Annotated in this window: 9 protein-coding genes; 2 read left to right on the top strand and 7 right to left on the bottom strand. The window is 67.8% G+C overall.

Translation table 11 applies throughout. The annotated features are described in order from the left end of the window. Window positions 1-122 precede the first annotated feature (122 nt). Entirely contained in the window at window positions 123-899 is a 777-nt protein-coding gene (locus ACWDV4_RS24370) for a 2,3-dihydro-2,3-dihydroxybenzoate dehydrogenase (RefSeq protein WP_449982810.1), read from the bottom strand. Between the two features lie 240 nt (window positions 900-1,139). Next, window positions 1,140-2,036, bottom strand: a complete 897-nt coding sequence (locus tag ACWDV4_RS24365; protein WP_449982808.1) for a LysR substrate-binding domain-containing protein — start codon at window positions 2,034-2,036, stop codon at window positions 1,140-1,142. Between the two features lie 153 nt (window positions 2,037-2,189). On the opposite strand from ACWDV4_RS24365, the gene ACWDV4_RS24360 reads away from it, so the two are divergent. Together ACWDV4_RS24360 and ACWDV4_RS24355 are read left to right on the top strand one after the other, a co-directional pair. Beyond that, window positions 2,190-2,801 (top strand): dihydrofolate reductase family protein, encoded by a 612-nt coding sequence (locus ACWDV4_RS24360; RefSeq protein ID WP_449982806.1) that lies wholly within the window; start codon window positions 2,190-2,192, stop codon window positions 2,799-2,801. Between the two features lie 144 nt (window positions 2,802-2,945). Continuing rightward, the gene (locus ACWDV4_RS24355) at window positions 2,946-4,082 is read left to right on the top strand and encodes a hypothetical protein (RefSeq protein WP_449982803.1); all 1,137 of its coding nucleotides are present in this window, start codon (window positions 2,946-2,948) and stop codon (window positions 4,080-4,082) included. A gap of 110 nt (window positions 4,083-4,192) precedes the next feature. Here the strand turns inward: ACWDV4_RS24355 and ACWDV4_RS24350 are convergent, their stop codons facing one another. The 5 genes from ACWDV4_RS24350 to ACWDV4_RS24330 form a co-directional block, all read right to left on the bottom strand. Next, the gene (locus ACWDV4_RS24350; protein ID WP_449982800.1) at window positions 4,193-7,201 is read right to left on the bottom strand and encodes a family 16 glycoside hydrolase; all 3,009 of its coding nucleotides are present in this window, start codon (window positions 7,199-7,201) and stop codon (window positions 4,193-4,195) included. 322 nt (window positions 7,202-7,523) lie between these two features. Further along, window positions 7,524-13,085: an amino acid adenylation domain-containing protein gene (locus ACWDV4_RS24345; protein ID WP_449982797.1), complete on the bottom strand. Its 5,562-nt coding sequence runs from the start codon at window positions 13,083-13,085 to the stop codon at window positions 7,524-7,526. After that, window positions 13,082-16,210 (bottom strand): non-ribosomal peptide synthetase, encoded by a 3,129-nt coding sequence (locus tag ACWDV4_RS24340; RefSeq protein WP_449982794.1) that lies wholly within the window; start codon window positions 16,208-16,210, stop codon window positions 13,082-13,084. Before ACWDV4_RS24340 ends, ACWDV4_RS24345 begins: the two co-directional genes overlap by 4 nt. Beyond that, window positions 16,207-16,395, bottom strand: coding sequence for an MbtH family protein (locus tag ACWDV4_RS24335; RefSeq protein ID WP_449982791.1), 189 nt, complete (start codon window positions 16,393-16,395; stop codon window positions 16,207-16,209). Before ACWDV4_RS24335 ends, ACWDV4_RS24340 begins: the two co-directional genes overlap by 4 nt. After that, window positions 16,395-17,345 carry a TauD/TfdA family dioxygenase gene (locus ACWDV4_RS24330; protein ID WP_449982789.1) on the bottom strand — a complete coding sequence of 317 codons (951 nt, stop codon included), beginning with the start codon at window positions 17,343-17,345 and terminating at the stop codon, window positions 16,395-16,397. Before ACWDV4_RS24330 ends, ACWDV4_RS24335 begins: the two co-directional genes overlap by 1 nt. Window positions 17,346-17,363 lie beyond the last annotated feature (18 nt).

Genomic DNA, 17,363 nt, shown 5'->3' with positions numbered 1-17,363 from the left:
GACTCCATTCGACAGGCACGGCGCTGTCCTGCGGTAACAGATTGTTGAGCTGGCCGGTGCGGGGTGGACCCCTGGTCCGGAACTACCCTGGGCGACCGGCCGGGCCGGCTGGCCGAGGTGGATCAGGCACGCAAGGTGGCACCGCCGTCGACGTACAGGTCGTGCATGGTGATGTGCCGGGCCTGGTCGGAGACGAGGAACAGCACGGCGTCGGCGATGTCCTCGGGGGTGGCGAGCCGGCCCAGTGGGATGCCGACCCGGTAGGTGTCCGGGCTGCCGGCGATGACCTGGGCCGAGTCGTCGCCGCTGGTCCACAGCGACCGTTGCATCGGGGTGTCGGTCGAGCCTGGGGCGACGATGTTGCACCGGATGCCGTGCGCGGCCAGTTCCAGTCCGAGACACTTCGTGAACATGGTGGCGGCGGCTTTCGAGGCGGCGTACGCGGCCATGCCGGCACGCGGCACGCCGGCGGCGTTGGAGGCAACGGTGACGATCGTTCCCTGCTGACGCGGGGTCATCCGCCGGGCTACCGCCCGGGAGGTGTGGAAGACACCGGAGGTGTTGACCGCGAAGGTGGTCGTCCAGTCGGTGTCGCTGTAGTCGACCACCGCCCCAACCCGCAGCACACCAGCCACATTGACCAGGATCCCAATCGGACCGAGGTCGCGCTCGACGGTCGCCACGACCTCGTCGACCTCTGTCGACTGCGCGACGTCGGCACAGAAGCCGGTAATGCTGTCCGGGTGTTCCCGGGCCAGTCGTTGGACACCGGTGGCTTCCTGGTCGACGGCGGCGACCAGGGCCCCGTGTGCCTGCAGCGCTCGCGCGACCGCCAGCCCAATGCCCTGGCCGGCGCCGGTAACCAACGCGGTCACCCCGGCGATTCCACTCTGGCGCATCCCACTCCTCCCGATCAGGGATCACCGACCATCCCAGCCGGAATGTAGGTGAGGCTAGCCTTAGTTAGGCACGGGTAACATAACCCCTTGAAACGCTCCTGTCACCCTCCAGCGGCCCCTTGCAACGAGATTTGTCGATGTTATGACGTGTTGATCTCGGGCTTTGTCGGGAAAGTGTCGAATGTCACCAGAGCATCGAGGGTGACTCGATGCGGGCCGACTGGCGCTGAACCGTACCGCCTACGTTTCGCTGGAAATGATCCTCCGTGCCGCAGCAGCGAAGGCCAGAATGCGTTCGTTCTCGGCTGCCGCGGCCCACACCAGAACGAACTCGGCAGGGGCACCGTCGACGATCGGGATGTAGGCAATGTCGGGACGGCGGAAGTACTGGCCGGCCTGGGCCGTAGCCACGGCCATGCCCTGACCCGCACCGATGATCGTGAGTCCGGCCTGGACGGTGTCGATGGCCGGGCCACGGTGGATCGGCCTGCCGCTGGGAGTACGCGTGGGGTGGTGGTACTCCTGCCAGTACGCCGGGGCCGGACTGGCGGCGTAGATGGCGGTTTCACCGGCCAGGTCTTCCAGCGTGATCTGGTCACGTCGGGCGAATGGATGGCCGCTCGGCACGGCCAAAATTCGACCCTCTCGCAACAGGGTCGGACCGACCACCAGGTCGGGTTCCTCGATCGGGAGCATCGTGGCCATCACGTCGACCACGCCTTCCCGCAGTGCGGCAACATGATCGCTGAGCGGCGCCTCCAGGACCACCTGCACCTCGCAGCCCGGGTGGCGGTTTCGATAGGCGCTGATCACCTGGGACAGGGCAGCCCCGGTCTCGGGCCCCAGGAATCCCACGCGCAGTGTGTGGCGGGCATCCCGGGCAGCGGCCGTCGCCCGGTCGACGGCCTGCTGGATGGCGCGGTGATGAGGGGCGATGTCGTCGTACAGGTGGCGGCCGATCTCAGTCAGCTGGACGTGGCGACTGGTGCGCTCGAACAGTGCCGAGCCGATCCGGCGTTCCAGTTTGGCGATGGTCTGGCTGACCCGGCCATTACTGATGCGCAGCCGCTCGGCGGTACGACGGAAGTGCAGTTCCTGCGCCAGAGCGAGGAAGGTCTCGATCTCGTGACGCTCCATCACACCCCGCTATCGCTTAGTTCCGCTAACCAGACGTTTCACAACGAGCCATTGTTCCAGGTCAGCCCAGCCGGTAATCATTGAGATCCGGCGGCGACGGACCCGAAGCGCCCGTCGCTGTCCGTAATCTCATGTCCTCAGCAAAGGAACCCTGTGCGTAAGCTCGTGTACTACATCGCCTCGACGCTGGATGGCTTTATCGCCGGCCCGGATGGCGCCGATCCCACCGGTCCCGGCGGGTTCTGGCCAGTTCCGGAGGACTATCTGCGTCACCTGGTCACCCAATACCCGGAGACCCTGCCAGGGCCGGCCCGGCAGGCACTCAACATCACCGCCGAGGGGACCCACTTCGACACCGTCCTGGAGGGGCGCCACTCCTACGAGATCGGGCTGAAGGCCGGCGTCAACGACGCCTACCCGCACCTGCACCACCTGGTGTTCTCCCGCACCCTCTCGCAGAGCCCGGACCCGGCGGTGGAAATCGTGTCCGGCGACCCGGTCGCCACCGTACGGGAGCTGAAGCAGCAGCCCGGCAAGGACATCTGGGTGATCGGCGGCGGCCAGCTGGCCGGCGCGCTCTACCCGGAGATCGACCAGCTCATCGTGAAGCTGGCACCGTTGACCATCGGCACCGGCATTCCGCTGTTCGGGCACGGGGCCGAGTTCGACCCGCGCATCTGGGAACTCACCGACCATCACGTCCTGGACAGTGGCGCGCTCTTCCTCACCTACACCCGCACGGCTGGCGAGCCGGCGGCCGCGTAAACCGCCTACCGCACCGTTCGATTGCCCGCTGGTGGGTGCGACAGTTGGATCGTCGACGCGCTCACCAGCAGGGCGAACGTGCTGGCCTGCGTGTTCGAGCTGCGCCAGACCGGCGCGGGGCCATTCGCCTGCGACAATCGAAAAATGAGCGACAGCAGTCAGAACGTCAGTCGTACCGCCGAAGCCGCGAACTTCCTGGAATGGAACTTCACGATCATGGCCAACAGTTCGCCGTGGTCCGTCGAACAGGGAATGACGCAGCTACTCGCCCACCAGAACGCGGAAGGTTTCGGACCGTCGCTGTCCGACGCGGTGCAGATTGACGCCAGCATCATCCACGAACTGGGCCGACGTCAGACACCGACAGCCGTGGCGGCGCTGCGTGGCTTCCAGGCGATGAGCACGATTGATACCCAGCGGGAACTCGCCCGGTCGCACGCCGACCGACTCGTCCAACAGGGGCTACCGGAGCCGCCCTGGGCAACCACAATCGGCCAGGTACGGGTGGATGGCTGCTGGTGGGCGCACGACCAGTTCGACGAAACCGCATTCCTGCTTTGTGCGTTCTCCTACGGCGGAGTCGACGAACACGGCATCCTGGCCATGATCGACCGCACGATCGGCACCGGACTGTTCCGGGAACTGACGCTCAGCATGCACGTGGACTCGTTGCGCGACATCATCGATATTGCCGGGAACGAAAGCGACGGCTTTGTCAGCGCTCCACTCGACCCCGCATACGCCCGGCGCCTGATCGAAGACGCATTGGCCACCTCGGACGAGTTGCTCGAAGACCGAGAGTACCGGCCCAGTCCGATGCCGACGGTGTACCGGAAGATGCGAGCGCTGACCCTGGCCCGCGCCCGCGCACTGAGCGACGTCGCCACACCGCCGGAACCCTTTCCCGACAGCGTGGAAATCGAACTACTGAAACGGTCGTTCCTCGCTTCCGACGCCGCGGCGGCGCTGCCCTCGACCCAGGAGACGAGCCAGGCGCTCGACCTGCTCGTCGCGCACTTCGTCGAGCAGGCTGCCTGTCATCCCCTGCACCTTGGCCCGCGCCGTATCCAGGCCGTCCTCGGCCTGCCGACCCTCGCCGCCGACCAGGTCGACGACCCGAACGTGGCACGGATCCTTCCTGATGTTGCCGATGCGTGGATCTTCTGGAGCGCGGTAGAGCGTGGCCTCCCCAAGGACGCCATCGACCGTCTCACGGAAGCCGCAAGGCAGGCTCGGACGAGTCCCCATTCCGCTGAAATCGAAGGCCATGAGACGAGCTGACAACTCGACGGCCGGTTGGGATCGGAAAAGAGGGTTTCCGCACCTCTTCTGAACTGCGGAAGCCCTCTTACTGTCCGAATAGCCGGCAGTAACCCGACGGGTCTTCGGCGCTACGTCAAGGGCTCGATCCAGATGTTGCGGTACCGCACCTTGTTTCCGTGGTCCTGAAGCCGGATGGCACCGAGCGTCGGTCCTTCTGCCCGGCCACCGCCGGTCGGTCCGTCGATGGCTACGTCATCGTGGACGATCGTACCGTTCCACACCACCGTGACCCGGGCATCAGCGATCTTGACACCGGCGCTGTCGAACCGGGCCGCGCGGAAGGTGATGTCGTAGGCCTGCCAGGTTTCCGGTGCGGTCGCGGCGTTACTGTCCGCGGCCTTCTTCGAATAGATGGCTGCCGCGTCGTTGTCGGCGAGCGGGTTCTTGCCGTACGAGTCCAGCACCTGGATTTCGTAGCGCTCCTGTAGGTATACGCCACTGTTGGCCCGATCCTGCCCGGTCACATCCGGCGGCAGGTTCGGCAACCAGAACTCGACGTGCAGCTTGAAGTCTCCGTAGCTGTCCTTGGTGCGCAGATCGCCGCAGCAGACCTCCGCCGCACCGTCGGCCACGGGCCACTGTGCCTCACGGCCGTCGGTGTGCCGCCAGTTCGTCAGGCTCGTGCCATCGAAGAGTACCGTCCGCACCGGACCCCCTGGTTTGTCGACGGTGATGCGGTCGAGGTTGACATGGCCGGTGTCGCCGCTGTCATGACGGTAACTGATGGTGTTGGTCCCGGCACGCAGCTTCAATGTCTCGGTCTGGGTCGACCAACTCTTCCAGTCGTCAGTGGCGGCCAACGTAGTCTGCTTGATCTTGCGTCCGTTGACGTAGACACTCACCGTCTTCGGGCCGACGAACGGATTCGGTCCGTTGGAGTAGCGCAGGTCGACGTCGTAGCTGCCACCGGTCCGCACCTCGACGGTGAAGGTGGTGGCGGCGCCGACAGTGCCGTATCCGTCGACGAAGCCGAACCCCGAATAGCCAGCATGGTCGGTGTTGACACCGGCACCGCCGTTGATGGTCGCCTCCTCCGCCTCGTAGCTGTTGGTCGGCGGCTGGTTACCGGGAAGCCGGTTCAGGGTGTACCACGCCTCGGTACTCCACAACGACGCACCGTTGGCGGCACTGAACGGGCGGGGCGAACGCACGTGTACCACCCGGCCGGCTTTCAAACCGGCGATGTCGAGGGTGACCTTCCGGCCGTCGTCGGAGAGCACGGCCGACCGTACGGTCAGCGTCTCCTCACCGTACTTGGGGCCGCCGTAGTTGGCGGTCGGGACGTAGCGCCACTGCTTGATTTGGTACCGGCTGGCCAACTCGCTCGCCGTCTCGGCCGAGAGTGGCTGGGTGTACTCCAACTCGAACCCGTTGGGCCGGGCGCGCATCGCCAGGATGTCGAAGGCGTCGTTGCCGTTGGGCGTCAGCTTCTGCAGGCCGTAGGTCAGTTTGCCTTCCTGCCCCCAGTTACCGCCGGCACCCAGACCACCGGTGTAGATCGCACCGTCCGGTCCCAGGCTGATCCGGTTCACACCGGCCTCCAGCCCCTGGGTGAGCCGGAAGACCGCCCCCTGGTACTCCCCCTTGACCTTCTCCAGGTACGCCCGCTGGATGCCGCCGTAGGTGACGTCACCGATCAGCATCTGCCCGGCGAACCTGCCTTGGGTGAGATAGAGCGGGGTGCTGGGCGAATTCGCGATCTCGTTCTGCGGCAGCCACAGCACGGGCGCGGTCACCGGGTTCGAGTCGTACGGGCCAGCCGGGTTGGTGTAGTGGTTGAAGAAGCGATCCTGCTTGATGTGCACCAACTTCGAGGCCGGCAACCAGCCGCCCTGGTTGTCGGTGACGAAGAGGTCGCCGTTGGGGCCACGGCCGATGCCGTTGGGGGTACGCAGGCCGCCCGCAACGTACGAGATCTTGCCGGTCGTCCGGTGCACCTTGATCGTGGTACCCCGGTTCGGTGCCGGTTGCGGATCGGTAGTGGCACCGCCGTAGTTGATCGCCACCGAAAGGTTCAGATAGAAGTACGGACTGTCGTAGAGCAGTCCGAAGGCGAACTCGTGGAAGTTGCCGCCAAACGGCCACGTCGCGACGGTCCGGTACTCGTCGGTGACGCCGTCCCCGTCGCGGTCGTTGAGTTCCGTCAACTCGTGCTTCTGGGAGACGTAGAGCTTGCCGTCGACGTACTTGACGCCCATCGGCTCCTTCAGTCCGCTGGCCACCTTCTGGGTAGTCACCCGGCTCGGGTCGGTGGCGCCGGTGACGTTGCCGAGCAGATAGACCTCGCCCGACGTGTTGTTACTGCCGCCCCAGGTGGCCACGGCCAGGCGACCGTCCGGCAACCAGTCCATTGCGCTGACCTGCGGCTGGAAGCCAGCTGGCCGCAGATCGGTGAGGGTGTAGTTCGGGTGCACCTCGGTCAGGGGCAGACCGTCACCGGGCGTGTCGGTGACGCCCTCGCATTCCTTGCGGCCGGGTGCGGTCACACGTACGACCCCGGCGTCGGTGCTCAGCACCGAGTTCGGCACGGTCACGAAATCGGCGGAACCCGGTGTCTGCCAGGCCAGCGTGAGCTGCTGGTCGTGGGCCCGATCGAAGTGCTCGATGAGCAGGGAGTGGTAGCCGGCCGCGAGAGTGACCGTGCCGTCCTTGGGGTCGGCGGGATGTAGGCCATCGTGGTCGATGACCGTCTGGTTGTCGATCAGCAGCCGAGAGCCGTCGTCGCTGATCAGCCGGAAGGTGTAGGCGCCCTCCTGCGGCACGTTGATGTTCCCGATCACCCGGGAGACAAAGTAGTCGCCGATGCCGAAGTCGTCCGTCGAAGCCCAGTCGATGGTGGGCATCAGCTTGTCGACGTTCGGGGTCTGCCCAGGTTTGAGGGTGCAGATCTCGGTCAACGGGACCTGTACGTCGTAGACGCGCAGGGTGACGCCGGGCTCCTGGGGCGGAACCTCGATGGCCGCTCGCACCGGTGGCGCTGCGGCAGCCGGCGGCGACCAGAGGCCACTGGCGACGAGTACGGTGGCGAACAGGCCGGCTAGTTGGTTGCGACGTCGCCGGTACAGCCGTGGATCCATGCTGCTGCCTCCAGGGTGGGCGGGAGCGTGCGACGGCGGTGGGCACGGGTTGACTCCCCCGCCGAGCGATGCCGGCCCGGATCCGAGGCCAGCGCTAATTGACGTTCATAAAACTCCGACGCGTCGTGACGGACACCCTAGGAGGCTTCCGCTCGCCCTGTCCATACTTTTCGTCAAAACGAACGAACTGACAGTGAGGCAGACGAAAGTCTGCCCGGGTTGGATCGTCACGCTGCCCGCCAGGGCCGGAGAGCTACCCGCCAATGCGGGAAACACGTGGGGCGGGCCCGGCTTCCGCCCGGCCCGCCCCACGATTGATGGATCAGCTAACCGCAACCTTCTCGCCGTCGACCTTCTCGCCGTCGACCTTCTCGCCGTCGATCTTTGCCTCGGCCAGTCGCCGTTCCCGCTCCTGCGCACCGATCAGGTCGTCCGGCAACGAGTCCGGCACCTCCGTGTCGAAGCGACGCAGAGTCCTGATCATGAAGCCGCCGCACGTCACCAGCATCAGCAGCACCCCGAAGACCAGGTACGAGAAGCCGATCCCCCGGCCCGCGCCGGAGCCGATCAGCGCGCCGACCGAGTCGGCGAGCGCCCCGCCCGGGGCGAACATCGGCTCGAACAACGCGGTCGCCCCGGGGGCCACCAGGGCGAACCCGATCGGCAACGTCGACCACGAGATCGTCTGGTTGAGCGCGAACACCCGACCGTGGTACCGCTGCGGCACCTTGACCTGCACAATCGTGGCGTAGATGCCCTGCGCGGTGGTCATTGCCATGGCCATCCAGAACACGCCGATGGCGATGGCGATGACCGACGGATTCACCCCGATCAGGAAGCAGCCGATGGCGGTGCCGAGGTTGCCAATCAGTACCCCGACCATCCGCCGGTTCCGAGGGCCGCCCCAGAGCGACATCAACACACCACCCGCGATACCGCCAAGTGCCTCCGCCAGGGCGACCTGCGCCACCTGCGTCTCGGTCGCGAACGACAGCACCAACGGGGTGATCAGCACCAGCGCCGGAGCCAGGAAGATGTTGCCCAGCGAGAAATAACCGAGCATCAACCGGAAGCCCTGGTGGTTCCACGAGTAGCGCAGGCCGTTGACGATCGCCACCAGCAACCGCTCCTTCGGCCGCCACCCGAGCAGGTCGGGGAAACGGATGAAGGCCAACGCGACCACAGCGAAGAGGTAACTGCCGATGTCGATCAGTAGGATGCCCTTGAGCCCGATCGCGGCAAGCAGGCCCGCCGCGATAACCGGCATCATCAGCATCGCGAAGCCGTTGGACATCTGGGTGATGCCCATGGCGTGCCCGAGGTAACGCTTGGGCACCAGCTGAGGTACGGCCGACTGGAAGGCGATCCGCTGGAACGACGACGCTACCTGACTCAACGACACCAGCAGGTAGATGTGCCAGAGCTGCAAACTGTCCGACCAGAGCAGGGCGGCGAGGACCACCTGCACCGAGCCGGAGGCACAACTCGCGATCATCATGATCCGACGCCGGTTGACCCGGTCGGTGATGGCACCCGCCAGGGGCAGCATGAGCACACCGCAGAGCAGCGCCAATGCCCACAGCAGACCGAGGTTGGTCACCGATCCGGTGTTCTGGTAGAGCCAGATCGGTAGCGCGAACGAGGTCAACGCCGACCCCGTGGTCGAGACCACCTGGCCGAGCGTCACCGCCACGAACCGACCCATGCTCGGCTTGACGACCTTCCGGCCCGTGGTCGCGACTGCGTCCGCCTGCCACCGGTCCCGGACCGTCCAGGCGGCCAACTCCCCGCGGTCCTGCGGTCCCATCGCCGAGATGTCGCCGGCCACCACCGCCGGATGCACGGTGGTGACGATCTCGGCGAGTTCTTCCGCACGGTACTTGAGGAAGAAGTGTCCGGCCTGGTCGAGCACGACCAGACCGAGGGTGTCGCTGAGGAACTGCCACTCGATGTACCGCTCGGCGAAGTAGTCGGTCACCGGGTCCTCGGAGCCAACCACCGAGATGATCGGCGCGCGCAGCTTCTCGGCCCCCCGGTCGAGCAGGCCGGTGAAGTACTCCTCCGAAGCCCGGGAGTCGGCCCGCATGTTGCTGATGATCCGGTTTGCCTGCTCCGGGTCCAGCTCCTCGGTGTCGACACCCATCGACTTCAGCCAGTCGGCGTAGTGCCGGTTGCTCTTGAGCGCCTCCAGCCGGTTACGGATCGCCGAGAACGGCCCCTTCGGCCGGGCGAACGGGAACATCGCCCCGATGTAGATGGCGTCGATGTCCCGCCCGGCGGCCTCGATCTTGCGAGCCACCTCAGCGGTGATCGCACTACCCACACCACAGTGGCCATAGAGCGCGATCGGTCCCTCGATCCGCTCCACGACCTCCTCGGCAACCCGGCTGGTCAGCTCGTCGAAGGGCAGCGCGGCCTCTTCGAGACCCACGTCGTGGCCGGGGATCGCCAGCGAGTACAGCGAGTATCCGGACGGCAGGGCATCGGCCAGCGGCTGGTAGACGATGGCGCTACCACCGCCGTACGGCACGCAGACGTAGGTTAGGGTCCGCTTTCCGGCCGGGACCGGCTTGGTCAGCTCGTAGAGCAGCCGCCGCGGCCCGTCGTCCTCGGCAGACCCGGCCATGAACCCCGCCAGGTCGCGGATCGTCCGGTGCTGGAACAGGTCCATCACCCCGACCGCCCGACCGTCCTGGTTCACCTTGCGGATCTTCGCGACCACCTGGGTGGCGAGCATCGAATGGCCGCCCAGGTCGAAGAAGTCGTCGTCGATACCGAGCGTGGGTACGCCCAGCACCTCCGACCACATCTGTGCCAGCATCCGCTCGGTGTCGTTGCGGGGCTCGACCAGTTCGACGGAGGACTCGCGGGACACCACCGGCGCGGGCAGCGCCTTGCGGTCCAACTTGCCGTTCGGCGTCAGCGGCAAAACGTCCAACGTGACGAAGGCGTTCGGCACCATGTACTCGGGCAGCATGTCCTTGAGCGCGGCCTTGAGGTCCGTGCTCTGCGCCGAGCCGACAACGTAAGCGGTCAGCCGCTTGTCCCCGGGTACGTCCTCCCGCACGATCACGACGGCGTCGGTGGCCCCGTCCTGGTCGCGCAACGCGCTCTCGATCTCCCCGAGCTCGATTCGCAGGCCGCGCAACTTGACCTGGTGGTCGATCCGGCCCAGGAACTCGATCACGGCGCTCGGTGCCGCGTCCGCCGCACCGCCCGCCGGCGTCGCGGAATCGGTCACCCGCCAGCGGGCCAGGTCGCCGGTACGGTAGAGCCGGGCACCCGGGGTCGTGGCGAACGGGTCGGGAACGAACCGCTCGGCGGTCAGCGAAGCCCGCCGGTGATATCCCCGGGCCAGCCCCACCCCACCGATGTAGAGCTCCCCGTTGACCCCGAGCGGAGCCGGGTTCAGGTGTTCGTCCAGCACGTACAGCCGCAGGTTGTCGATCGGCGTACCGATCGGCACGCTGGTCAGCCCGGCCAGTGCCGCCGGTGCGCAGTGCCATGAGCTGACGTCCACGGCGGCCTCGGTCGGCCCGTACAGGTTGTGCAGCTCGCAGTGGGGAAACCGACCGGTGAAGTCGATCGCGGAGGTCAGCGGCAGCTCCTCACCGCTGCAGATCACCCGACGCAGGCTGGTGCACGCCTCGATCCCGTCCTCACCGAGGAACACCGTCAACATCGACGGTACGAAGTGGGTGGTGGTGACCCGCTCGGAGATCAGCAGGTCGCGCAGGTAGCCGGCGTCCTTGTGCCCGCCGGGCTTGGCCAGCACGATCCGAGCCCCGGTCTGCAACGGCCAGAAGAACTCCCACACCGAGACGTCGAAGCTGGCCGGTGTCTTCTGCAGCACCGCGTCGTCGGCACCCAACCCGTACCGCTTCTGCATCCAGTCGAGTCGGTTGACGATGCCCCGGTGGGTGTTCGGCACCCCCTTCGGGCGGCCGGTCGAGCCCGACGTGTAGATGACGTACGCCAGGTTGCTGGCGGTGGCGGTCGGCTCCGGGTCGTTCGTGGGCTGGTCGGCCCACTCCGACTCGTCGTCCAACGCCAGGATCCGGGCATCGGTGGCAGGCAGCACGTCCCGCAGCCGGTCGAGCACCAGCACCACCGGTACTGCCGCGTCAGCGACCATGAACGCCAGCCGGTCGGCCGGATACTCCGGGTCCAGCGGCAGATAGCCACCGCCGGCCTTGAGTACCCCGAGCAGTCCGGCGACCAGTTCGACGGAACGCTCGGCGCAGACCCCGACCAGGGTCTCCGGCCCCACGCCCTCGGCCCGTAGCCGGTGGGCGATCCGGTTGGCCATCGCGCTCAGTTCGGCGTACGACACCGAGCGGCCCTCGAAGGTGACCGCGACCGCGTCCGGGGTCCGGACGGCCTGCTCCTCGACCAGCCCGTGCAGCGTGGCCGCGTCGGGGAAGTCGGTGCTGGTGTCGTTCCAGGTGTCCAGCAGCAGCCCGCGCTCCGGCGGTGCCAGCAGGTCCAGCTCCGACACCCGGGCGTCCGGGTTGGCGACGATCGACCGCAGCAGGGCGCGGAACCGGTCGGCCATCCGCTCCACGGTGGCCCGCTCGAACAGGTCGGTGTTGTAGACCAGCTTGCCCCAGAGACCGTTGGTGACCTCGACCAGGTGCAGCTCGAAGTCGAACCGGGTGGCCCGCAGCTCCATCGGGGTCCACTCGAAGGAGACCGTGGTGTTCTCCGCTGCCTGCTCGAACCGGCCCATCTCGTAGTTCTGCAACACGAACATCGACTGGAACACCGGCGAGCGGCTGACGTCCCGTGGCAGGTTCAGCTCCTGCACCACCTTGGCGAACGGCACCTCGGCATGCTCGAAGCCGTCCAGCACCCCCTGCCGGGTCCGCCCCAGCAGTTCGGTGAAGCTCGGATCGCCGGCCAGTTCGGCGCGCATCGGCAGCATGTTGATGAACATGCCGACGACGTTCTCCAGCTCCGGCGCGGACCGGCCGGCGACCGACGCGCCGACGGCGAAGTCGTCCTGCCGGGAGTGCCGGGCCAGCAGGACCTGGTACGCGGCCAGCAGCGTCATGAACAGCGTGCCGCCCCCGGCCCGGGTCAACTCGGCCAGCCCCTCGGTGACCTCGCCGTCCACGGTGAACTCCACGAAGTCACCGCGATAGGTCTGGGTAGCCGGCCGGGGCAGGTCGAACGGCAGTTCCAGCGGGGTGATGCCCTGGAGCCGCTGCGTCCAGTAGTCGAGGTGTGCCCGGGACTGCGGACCGTCGAGCGACTGTGCCTCCCAGTGCGCGAAGTCGCCGTACTGGATCGGTAGCTCCGGCAGCGGCCGGTCGTGGTAGAGCGAGATCAGGTCCCGTAGCAGCACGTCGACCGACCAGCCGTCGCCGACGATGTGGTGCTTGGTCAACAGCAACACGTGGTCGTCGTCGGTCAGCCGGATCAGCAGCGCCCGCAGCAGTGGGCCGTCCGCCAGGTCGAACGGTTCCAGCACCGCCTCGTCGACCAGCGCCTGCGCGGCGGCCTCGTCGGCGGCGTCGACGATCCGTAGTGGCACCTCGACGGTCTCGGCGACGACCACCAGCGGGCGGCCGTCCTCGTCGGCCGGGAACCGGGTCCGCAGTGCCTCGTGTCGCTGGGTCAGCCCGGCCAGCGCCGCCCGCAGCGGGTCGACGTCGAGCAGGCCACGGACCCGCAGCGGTACGGCAATGTGGTAGGCGGCCTCGCCCGGAGCGATCTGGTCCATGAACCAGACCCGCTCCTGGGCGAAGGAGAGCGGCACGACGGTGCCCGCCGGTCGAGGCGCGATGGTGGCGGCGGATGGTGCAGCCCGGCGCTTGCGCAGTCGTTGCGCGATCAGTGCCTCCCGGGCGGCGGTCCGGTCGGCGTCCTTCAGGTCGGTCATGCAGAACTTCCCTCTTGCGCCGCGAGGAGCGCGGCGACTTCGGCTTCGGAGAGCTCGTCGAGCTCGGCGGCGATCAACTGCTCGATCTGAGCGGCGAGGTCGGCGACTACGGGATAGGTGAACAGCGACCGCATGGGCAGGTCGACGTCGACCTCCGTGCGGATCCGGGCCATCGCCCGCATGCCGCGCAGCGAGTTTCCGCCAAGGGCGAAGAAGTCGTCCTCGGCCCCCACCTGTTCGACCTGGAGAATGTCGCTGAAGATGTCGGCGACCAGCCGCTCCGCGTCGGTGCGCGGGGCCACCTGGCCCACAGCCGCCGTCGCCGTCGCCGGCTCGGGCAGCGCAGCCCGGTCCAACTTACCGTTCGGCGTCAACGGCAGCACGTCCAGCGTGACGAAGACGGCCGGAACCATGTGGGCGGGCAGGGTACGGGCCAGTTCGGCGGTGAGTTCCGCCTCGCCGGCCGTGGTCACCACATAGCCGACCAGGGTGGGCTCCCCCAGTTCGTCGGCGCGGACGACCACCACTGCCTCGGTCACCTCGGGACGGGCCAGCAACGCCGACTCGATCTCGCCCAGTTCGACCCGCATGCCCCGGATCTTGACCTGGTGGTCGGAGCGACCGAGGTAGTCGATCGTCCCGTCCGCCCGCCACCGGGCCACGTCCCCGGTGGCGTACATGCGCCGCCCCGGGGCCCCGAACGGACAGGGCAGGAACCGTTCGGCGGTGAGCGCCGGCCGGCGCAGATAGCCCCGGGCGACCTGGTCGCCGGCGACGTACAGCTCACCCGGCACACCGGGCGGCACCGGTTGCAGAGCCGCGTCGAGCAGGTACACCTCGGTGTTCCAGACCGGACGACCGATGGTGACCTGACCGCCGGCCAACTGCTCGCCCGGTGCGATCCGGGCGGCGACGCAGCCCACGGTCGCCTCGGTGGGGCCGTACTCGTTGGTCACCGTGGTGTCCGGGTTCGCCGCCCGCCAGGCGGCCAGCGCCTCGCTGGCCAGCGCCTCGCCGCCGAGGACCAGGTCACCGGTGGGCGACAGTTCGCCGTCCAGTAGCGGCAGGTGTCCCGGGGTGGCCTTCAGGAACGACGGACGACCGCCCACCCGGGCGGCGGCGTCGTCGATGGCGGCCAGCCGGACCGAGCCTCCTGCCGTCAGCGGGCCGAGCAGCCCGGTGACGGTGAGGTCGAACGAGACCGGCGAGTGCAGCAGCGCGGTGCCGGCCAGACTCGGGTACGCCTGCCGGGCCCAGGCCAGGTAGGCCACGACCGAGCGGTGCTCGACCACGACCCCCTTGGGACGGCCCGTCGAACCCGACGTGTAGATGACGTACGCCGGGTTGGCCGGGTGCAGTGGTGCGATGCGTTCGGTGTCGGTCACGTCGGTGTCGATCCCGTCGACCGCGGCATCGAGCACCAGCGCGTCCGCCGGCACCAGATGTGCGGTCTCCGTGCTGGCCAGCACCAGCGTCGGTGCCGCGTCGTCGAGCAGGAACGCGATCCGCTCGGCCGGGTAGGCGGTGTCGACCGGAACGTAGGCGGCCCCGGACTTCAGCACCGCCAACATCGCGACGACGAGTTCCACCGAGCGCGGCACTGCCAGCGCGACCAGCGACTCCGGTCCGGCACCACGACCGATGAGTACCCGGGCGAGCCGGTTGGCCCGCGCGTTGAGCTGTGCGTAGGTCAGCGTCTCGCCAGCGCAGACCAGGGCGGTCCGCTCCGGGTCCCGCCGGACCTGCTCCTCGATGACCGCCACCAGGGTGGTCTCGGCAGTCTCCTGTGCGGTGTCATTCCAGGTACACAGCACCGCCTCCTGCTCCGCCGCGTCGAGCAGCGGTAGCTGGGACACCCGTACCGTGGTGTCGGCGACGAGGGCTTCGAGTAGCCGGACGTACCGGCGCACGATGGCCTCGGCGGTGCTCCGGTCGAACAGGTCGGTCCGGTAGAGCAGCCGACTGGTTCCGGTGGTGATGTCGAACGCCAGGTCGTCCTTGGTGGTGCCCAGGACCACCGGGTCGATGCCCGAGTCGGGGATGAAGTTGAACGCCACCTGGAAGATCGGCTGCACCGACGGATCCCGGTGCGGGGCGACCGCCTCCACGATCCGCTGGAACGGCGTCTGGCCGTACTCCATCGCCTCCAGCAACCCGTCGCGGACCCGCAGCAGCAGCTCGCTTCCGGCGGGGTCACCCGCGACGTCGCACCGTAGCGGGACCGGGTTGACGAACATTCCGATCAGCGCGTCGAGTTCGGGCCGGTCCCGGCCGGCGGTGGAGATCCCGACGACCACGTCGTCGCTGCCCGCCAGGCGGGACAGCAGCGCGGCGTACGCGGTCAGCAGCACCATGAACGGTGTCGCCGCGGCCGACCGGCCCACCTCGGCCACCCGGTCGAGCAGGCCGGCGGGCAGGTCGAAGCGCACCTCGTCGCCGGCGAAACCCAGCTGGGCCGGCCGGGGCCGGTCCAGCGGCAACGCGGTCACCAATGGCGCGTCGGCCAGTCGGTCCTGCCAGAACGTCAGCTGTTTGTCCAGCTCCGCCCCGGCGAACTGCTCGTGCTGCCACACCGCGAAGTCCGCGTACTGGATGCTCAGCTCCGGCAACTGCGCCGTCGTGCCGGCGAGCATCGCCGCAGCGAGAAGGTTCAGCTCCTCGGTGAAGATCACCAGTGACCGGCTGTCGAACACCGCGTGGTGAACGATCAGGGCCAGCACCCACTCGGTGTCGGCGTAGCGCAGCAGACGGCCCCGCCACAGCGGTGCCTGATCCAGCGGGATCGGCGCTCGGGCCAGTTCCGCGGCGATCTCGAACACCCGGTCGAGCCGCTGCTGTTCGGCGAGTCCACCGAGGTCGACGACCGACAGCTCGAACGGCTCGGCCGCCCGGATCACCTGCACCAGCGCACCGTCGGTGGTACGCAGGTGGGTCCGCAGCGCCTCGTGCCGGGCAACGACCTGGTGGAACAGTTCGGTGACCTGCTCCCCGGTCAACCCGACCGGGGCCTTCCAGAAGGCCGAAACGTTGTAGACCGGCGACTCGAGGTCGAGCTGGTTGGCGATCCAGACCCGTTCCTGGGCGCCGGAAGCCGGGAAGCTCCATTCCCGAGGGGCCTGTGTCATCGAGCTGCCTCCCGTACCGACCGGGGCCGCATGTCGGTCCAGACCTCGTCCACGTGGGCCAGGCACTCGGCCCGGGTGCCGGTGAACCCGGCGTCGTGCCAGCCGAGGGGAAGCTCGCGGTCGGCCGACCAGATCGAGTACTGCTCCTCGTCGTTACGGACGACGACAAAACGGGGCTCGCTCATCACTGCTCCTGCGGGTTGGTGGAGGGGGTGTACGGCTCGGCCATCGCGACCGCAATCTTGCGGGGGCCGGTGAACGGCTCCCGGGCGTGCGCGGCGGTCATGTTGTCCACGACCAGCACGTCGTCCTGGTGGTAGTCGAAACGCACCGAGGCGGACCGGTACACCGACCGCAGGTGGTCCATCACGTCGTCGGGAATGGTGCCGCCGTCGCCGTAGTAGGTGTTGGTGGGCAGCCCTTCCTCACCGAACATCGCCAGGAGCGCCTCCTGGAGGTCCTTGGCCAGGGTGCTCACGTGGAAGAAGGTGGCGTGGTTGAACCAGCGCGGCACGTCACTGCCGGGCCGGTAGTGGACGGCGTCACGGACCGAGGTGGTCCGCATACCGTCCTTGCCGAACCATTCGATCTTGATGCCGTTCTTCTCACCGTAGGCGGCGATCTCGTCCCGGTCGTCGGTGTTGAACACGTGCTGCCAGGGCGTACCGAAGTCGGGGTGGAAGTTACGCACCACCATCCAACGCCGCCGGGCGAACTCCTCCCGTACCGCCGGGTCGATCTCCTGGTACACCCGCCGGACGTCGGCCAGCGGAGTGGCCCCGAGGGAGGTGGGTGGGGTGACGCAGTAGAAGTACAACGTCAACGGCCAGGCCGCCTGGTACGAGTTCTCGTTGTGCAGGAAGATCTCCTCCTCCGGCGGATAGTCCGTCGAGGTGTAGACCTGTCCCTTGATCGTGCTGCGCGGTGACGAGCGCTCGGTGTAGGTCAGCGGGTCTCCCGACAGGGTCCGGACCACCCGGTCGAACCCGTCGATCCCACCGACGTCGAAACCACGGAACAGTACGCCGCCATGCTCGACCAGCGCCGCGCGGAGCTCCGCGCGACGACCGGCGATCAGTTCGGTTATGGGGGTGCCGTCCGACTCGATGGTCAGCGGCAAGGTCGGCTCGTTCACTGGTTCTCCTTGGATCCT

The sequence above is a fragment of the Micromonospora sp. NPDC003197 genome (genome assembly GCF_053590565.1).
This window is presented reverse-complemented; position numbering and strand designations above follow the sequence as displayed.

Excerpts from the sequence above, each read along its gene's own strand:
- ACWDV4_RS24335 (WP_449982791.1), bottom strand. The coding sequence starts at position 16,395 with ATGAGCGAGCCCCGTTTTGTCGTCGTCCGTAACGACGAGGAGCAGTAC.
- ACWDV4_RS24365 (WP_449982808.1), bottom strand. The coding sequence starts at position 2,036 with ATGGAGCGTCACGAGATCGAGACCTTCCTCGCTCTGGCGCAGGAACTG.
- ACWDV4_RS24355 (WP_449982803.1), top strand. The coding sequence starts at position 2,946 with ATGAGCGACAGCAGTCAGAACGTCAGTCGTACCGCCGAAGCCGCGAAC.
- ACWDV4_RS24345 (WP_449982797.1), bottom strand. The coding sequence starts at position 13,085 with ATGACCGACCTGAAGGACGCCGACCGGACCGCCGCCCGGGAGGCACTG.
- ACWDV4_RS24350 (WP_449982800.1), bottom strand. The coding sequence starts at position 7,201 with ATGGATCCACGGCTGTACCGGCGACGTCGCAACCAACTAGCCGGCCTG.
- ACWDV4_RS24340 (WP_449982794.1), bottom strand. The coding sequence starts at position 16,210 with ATGACACAGGCCCCTCGGGAATGGAGCTTCCCGGCTTCCGGCGCCCAG.
- ACWDV4_RS24370 (WP_449982810.1), bottom strand. The coding sequence starts at position 899 with ATGCGCCAGAGTGGAATCGCCGGGGTGACCGCGTTGGTTACCGGCGCC.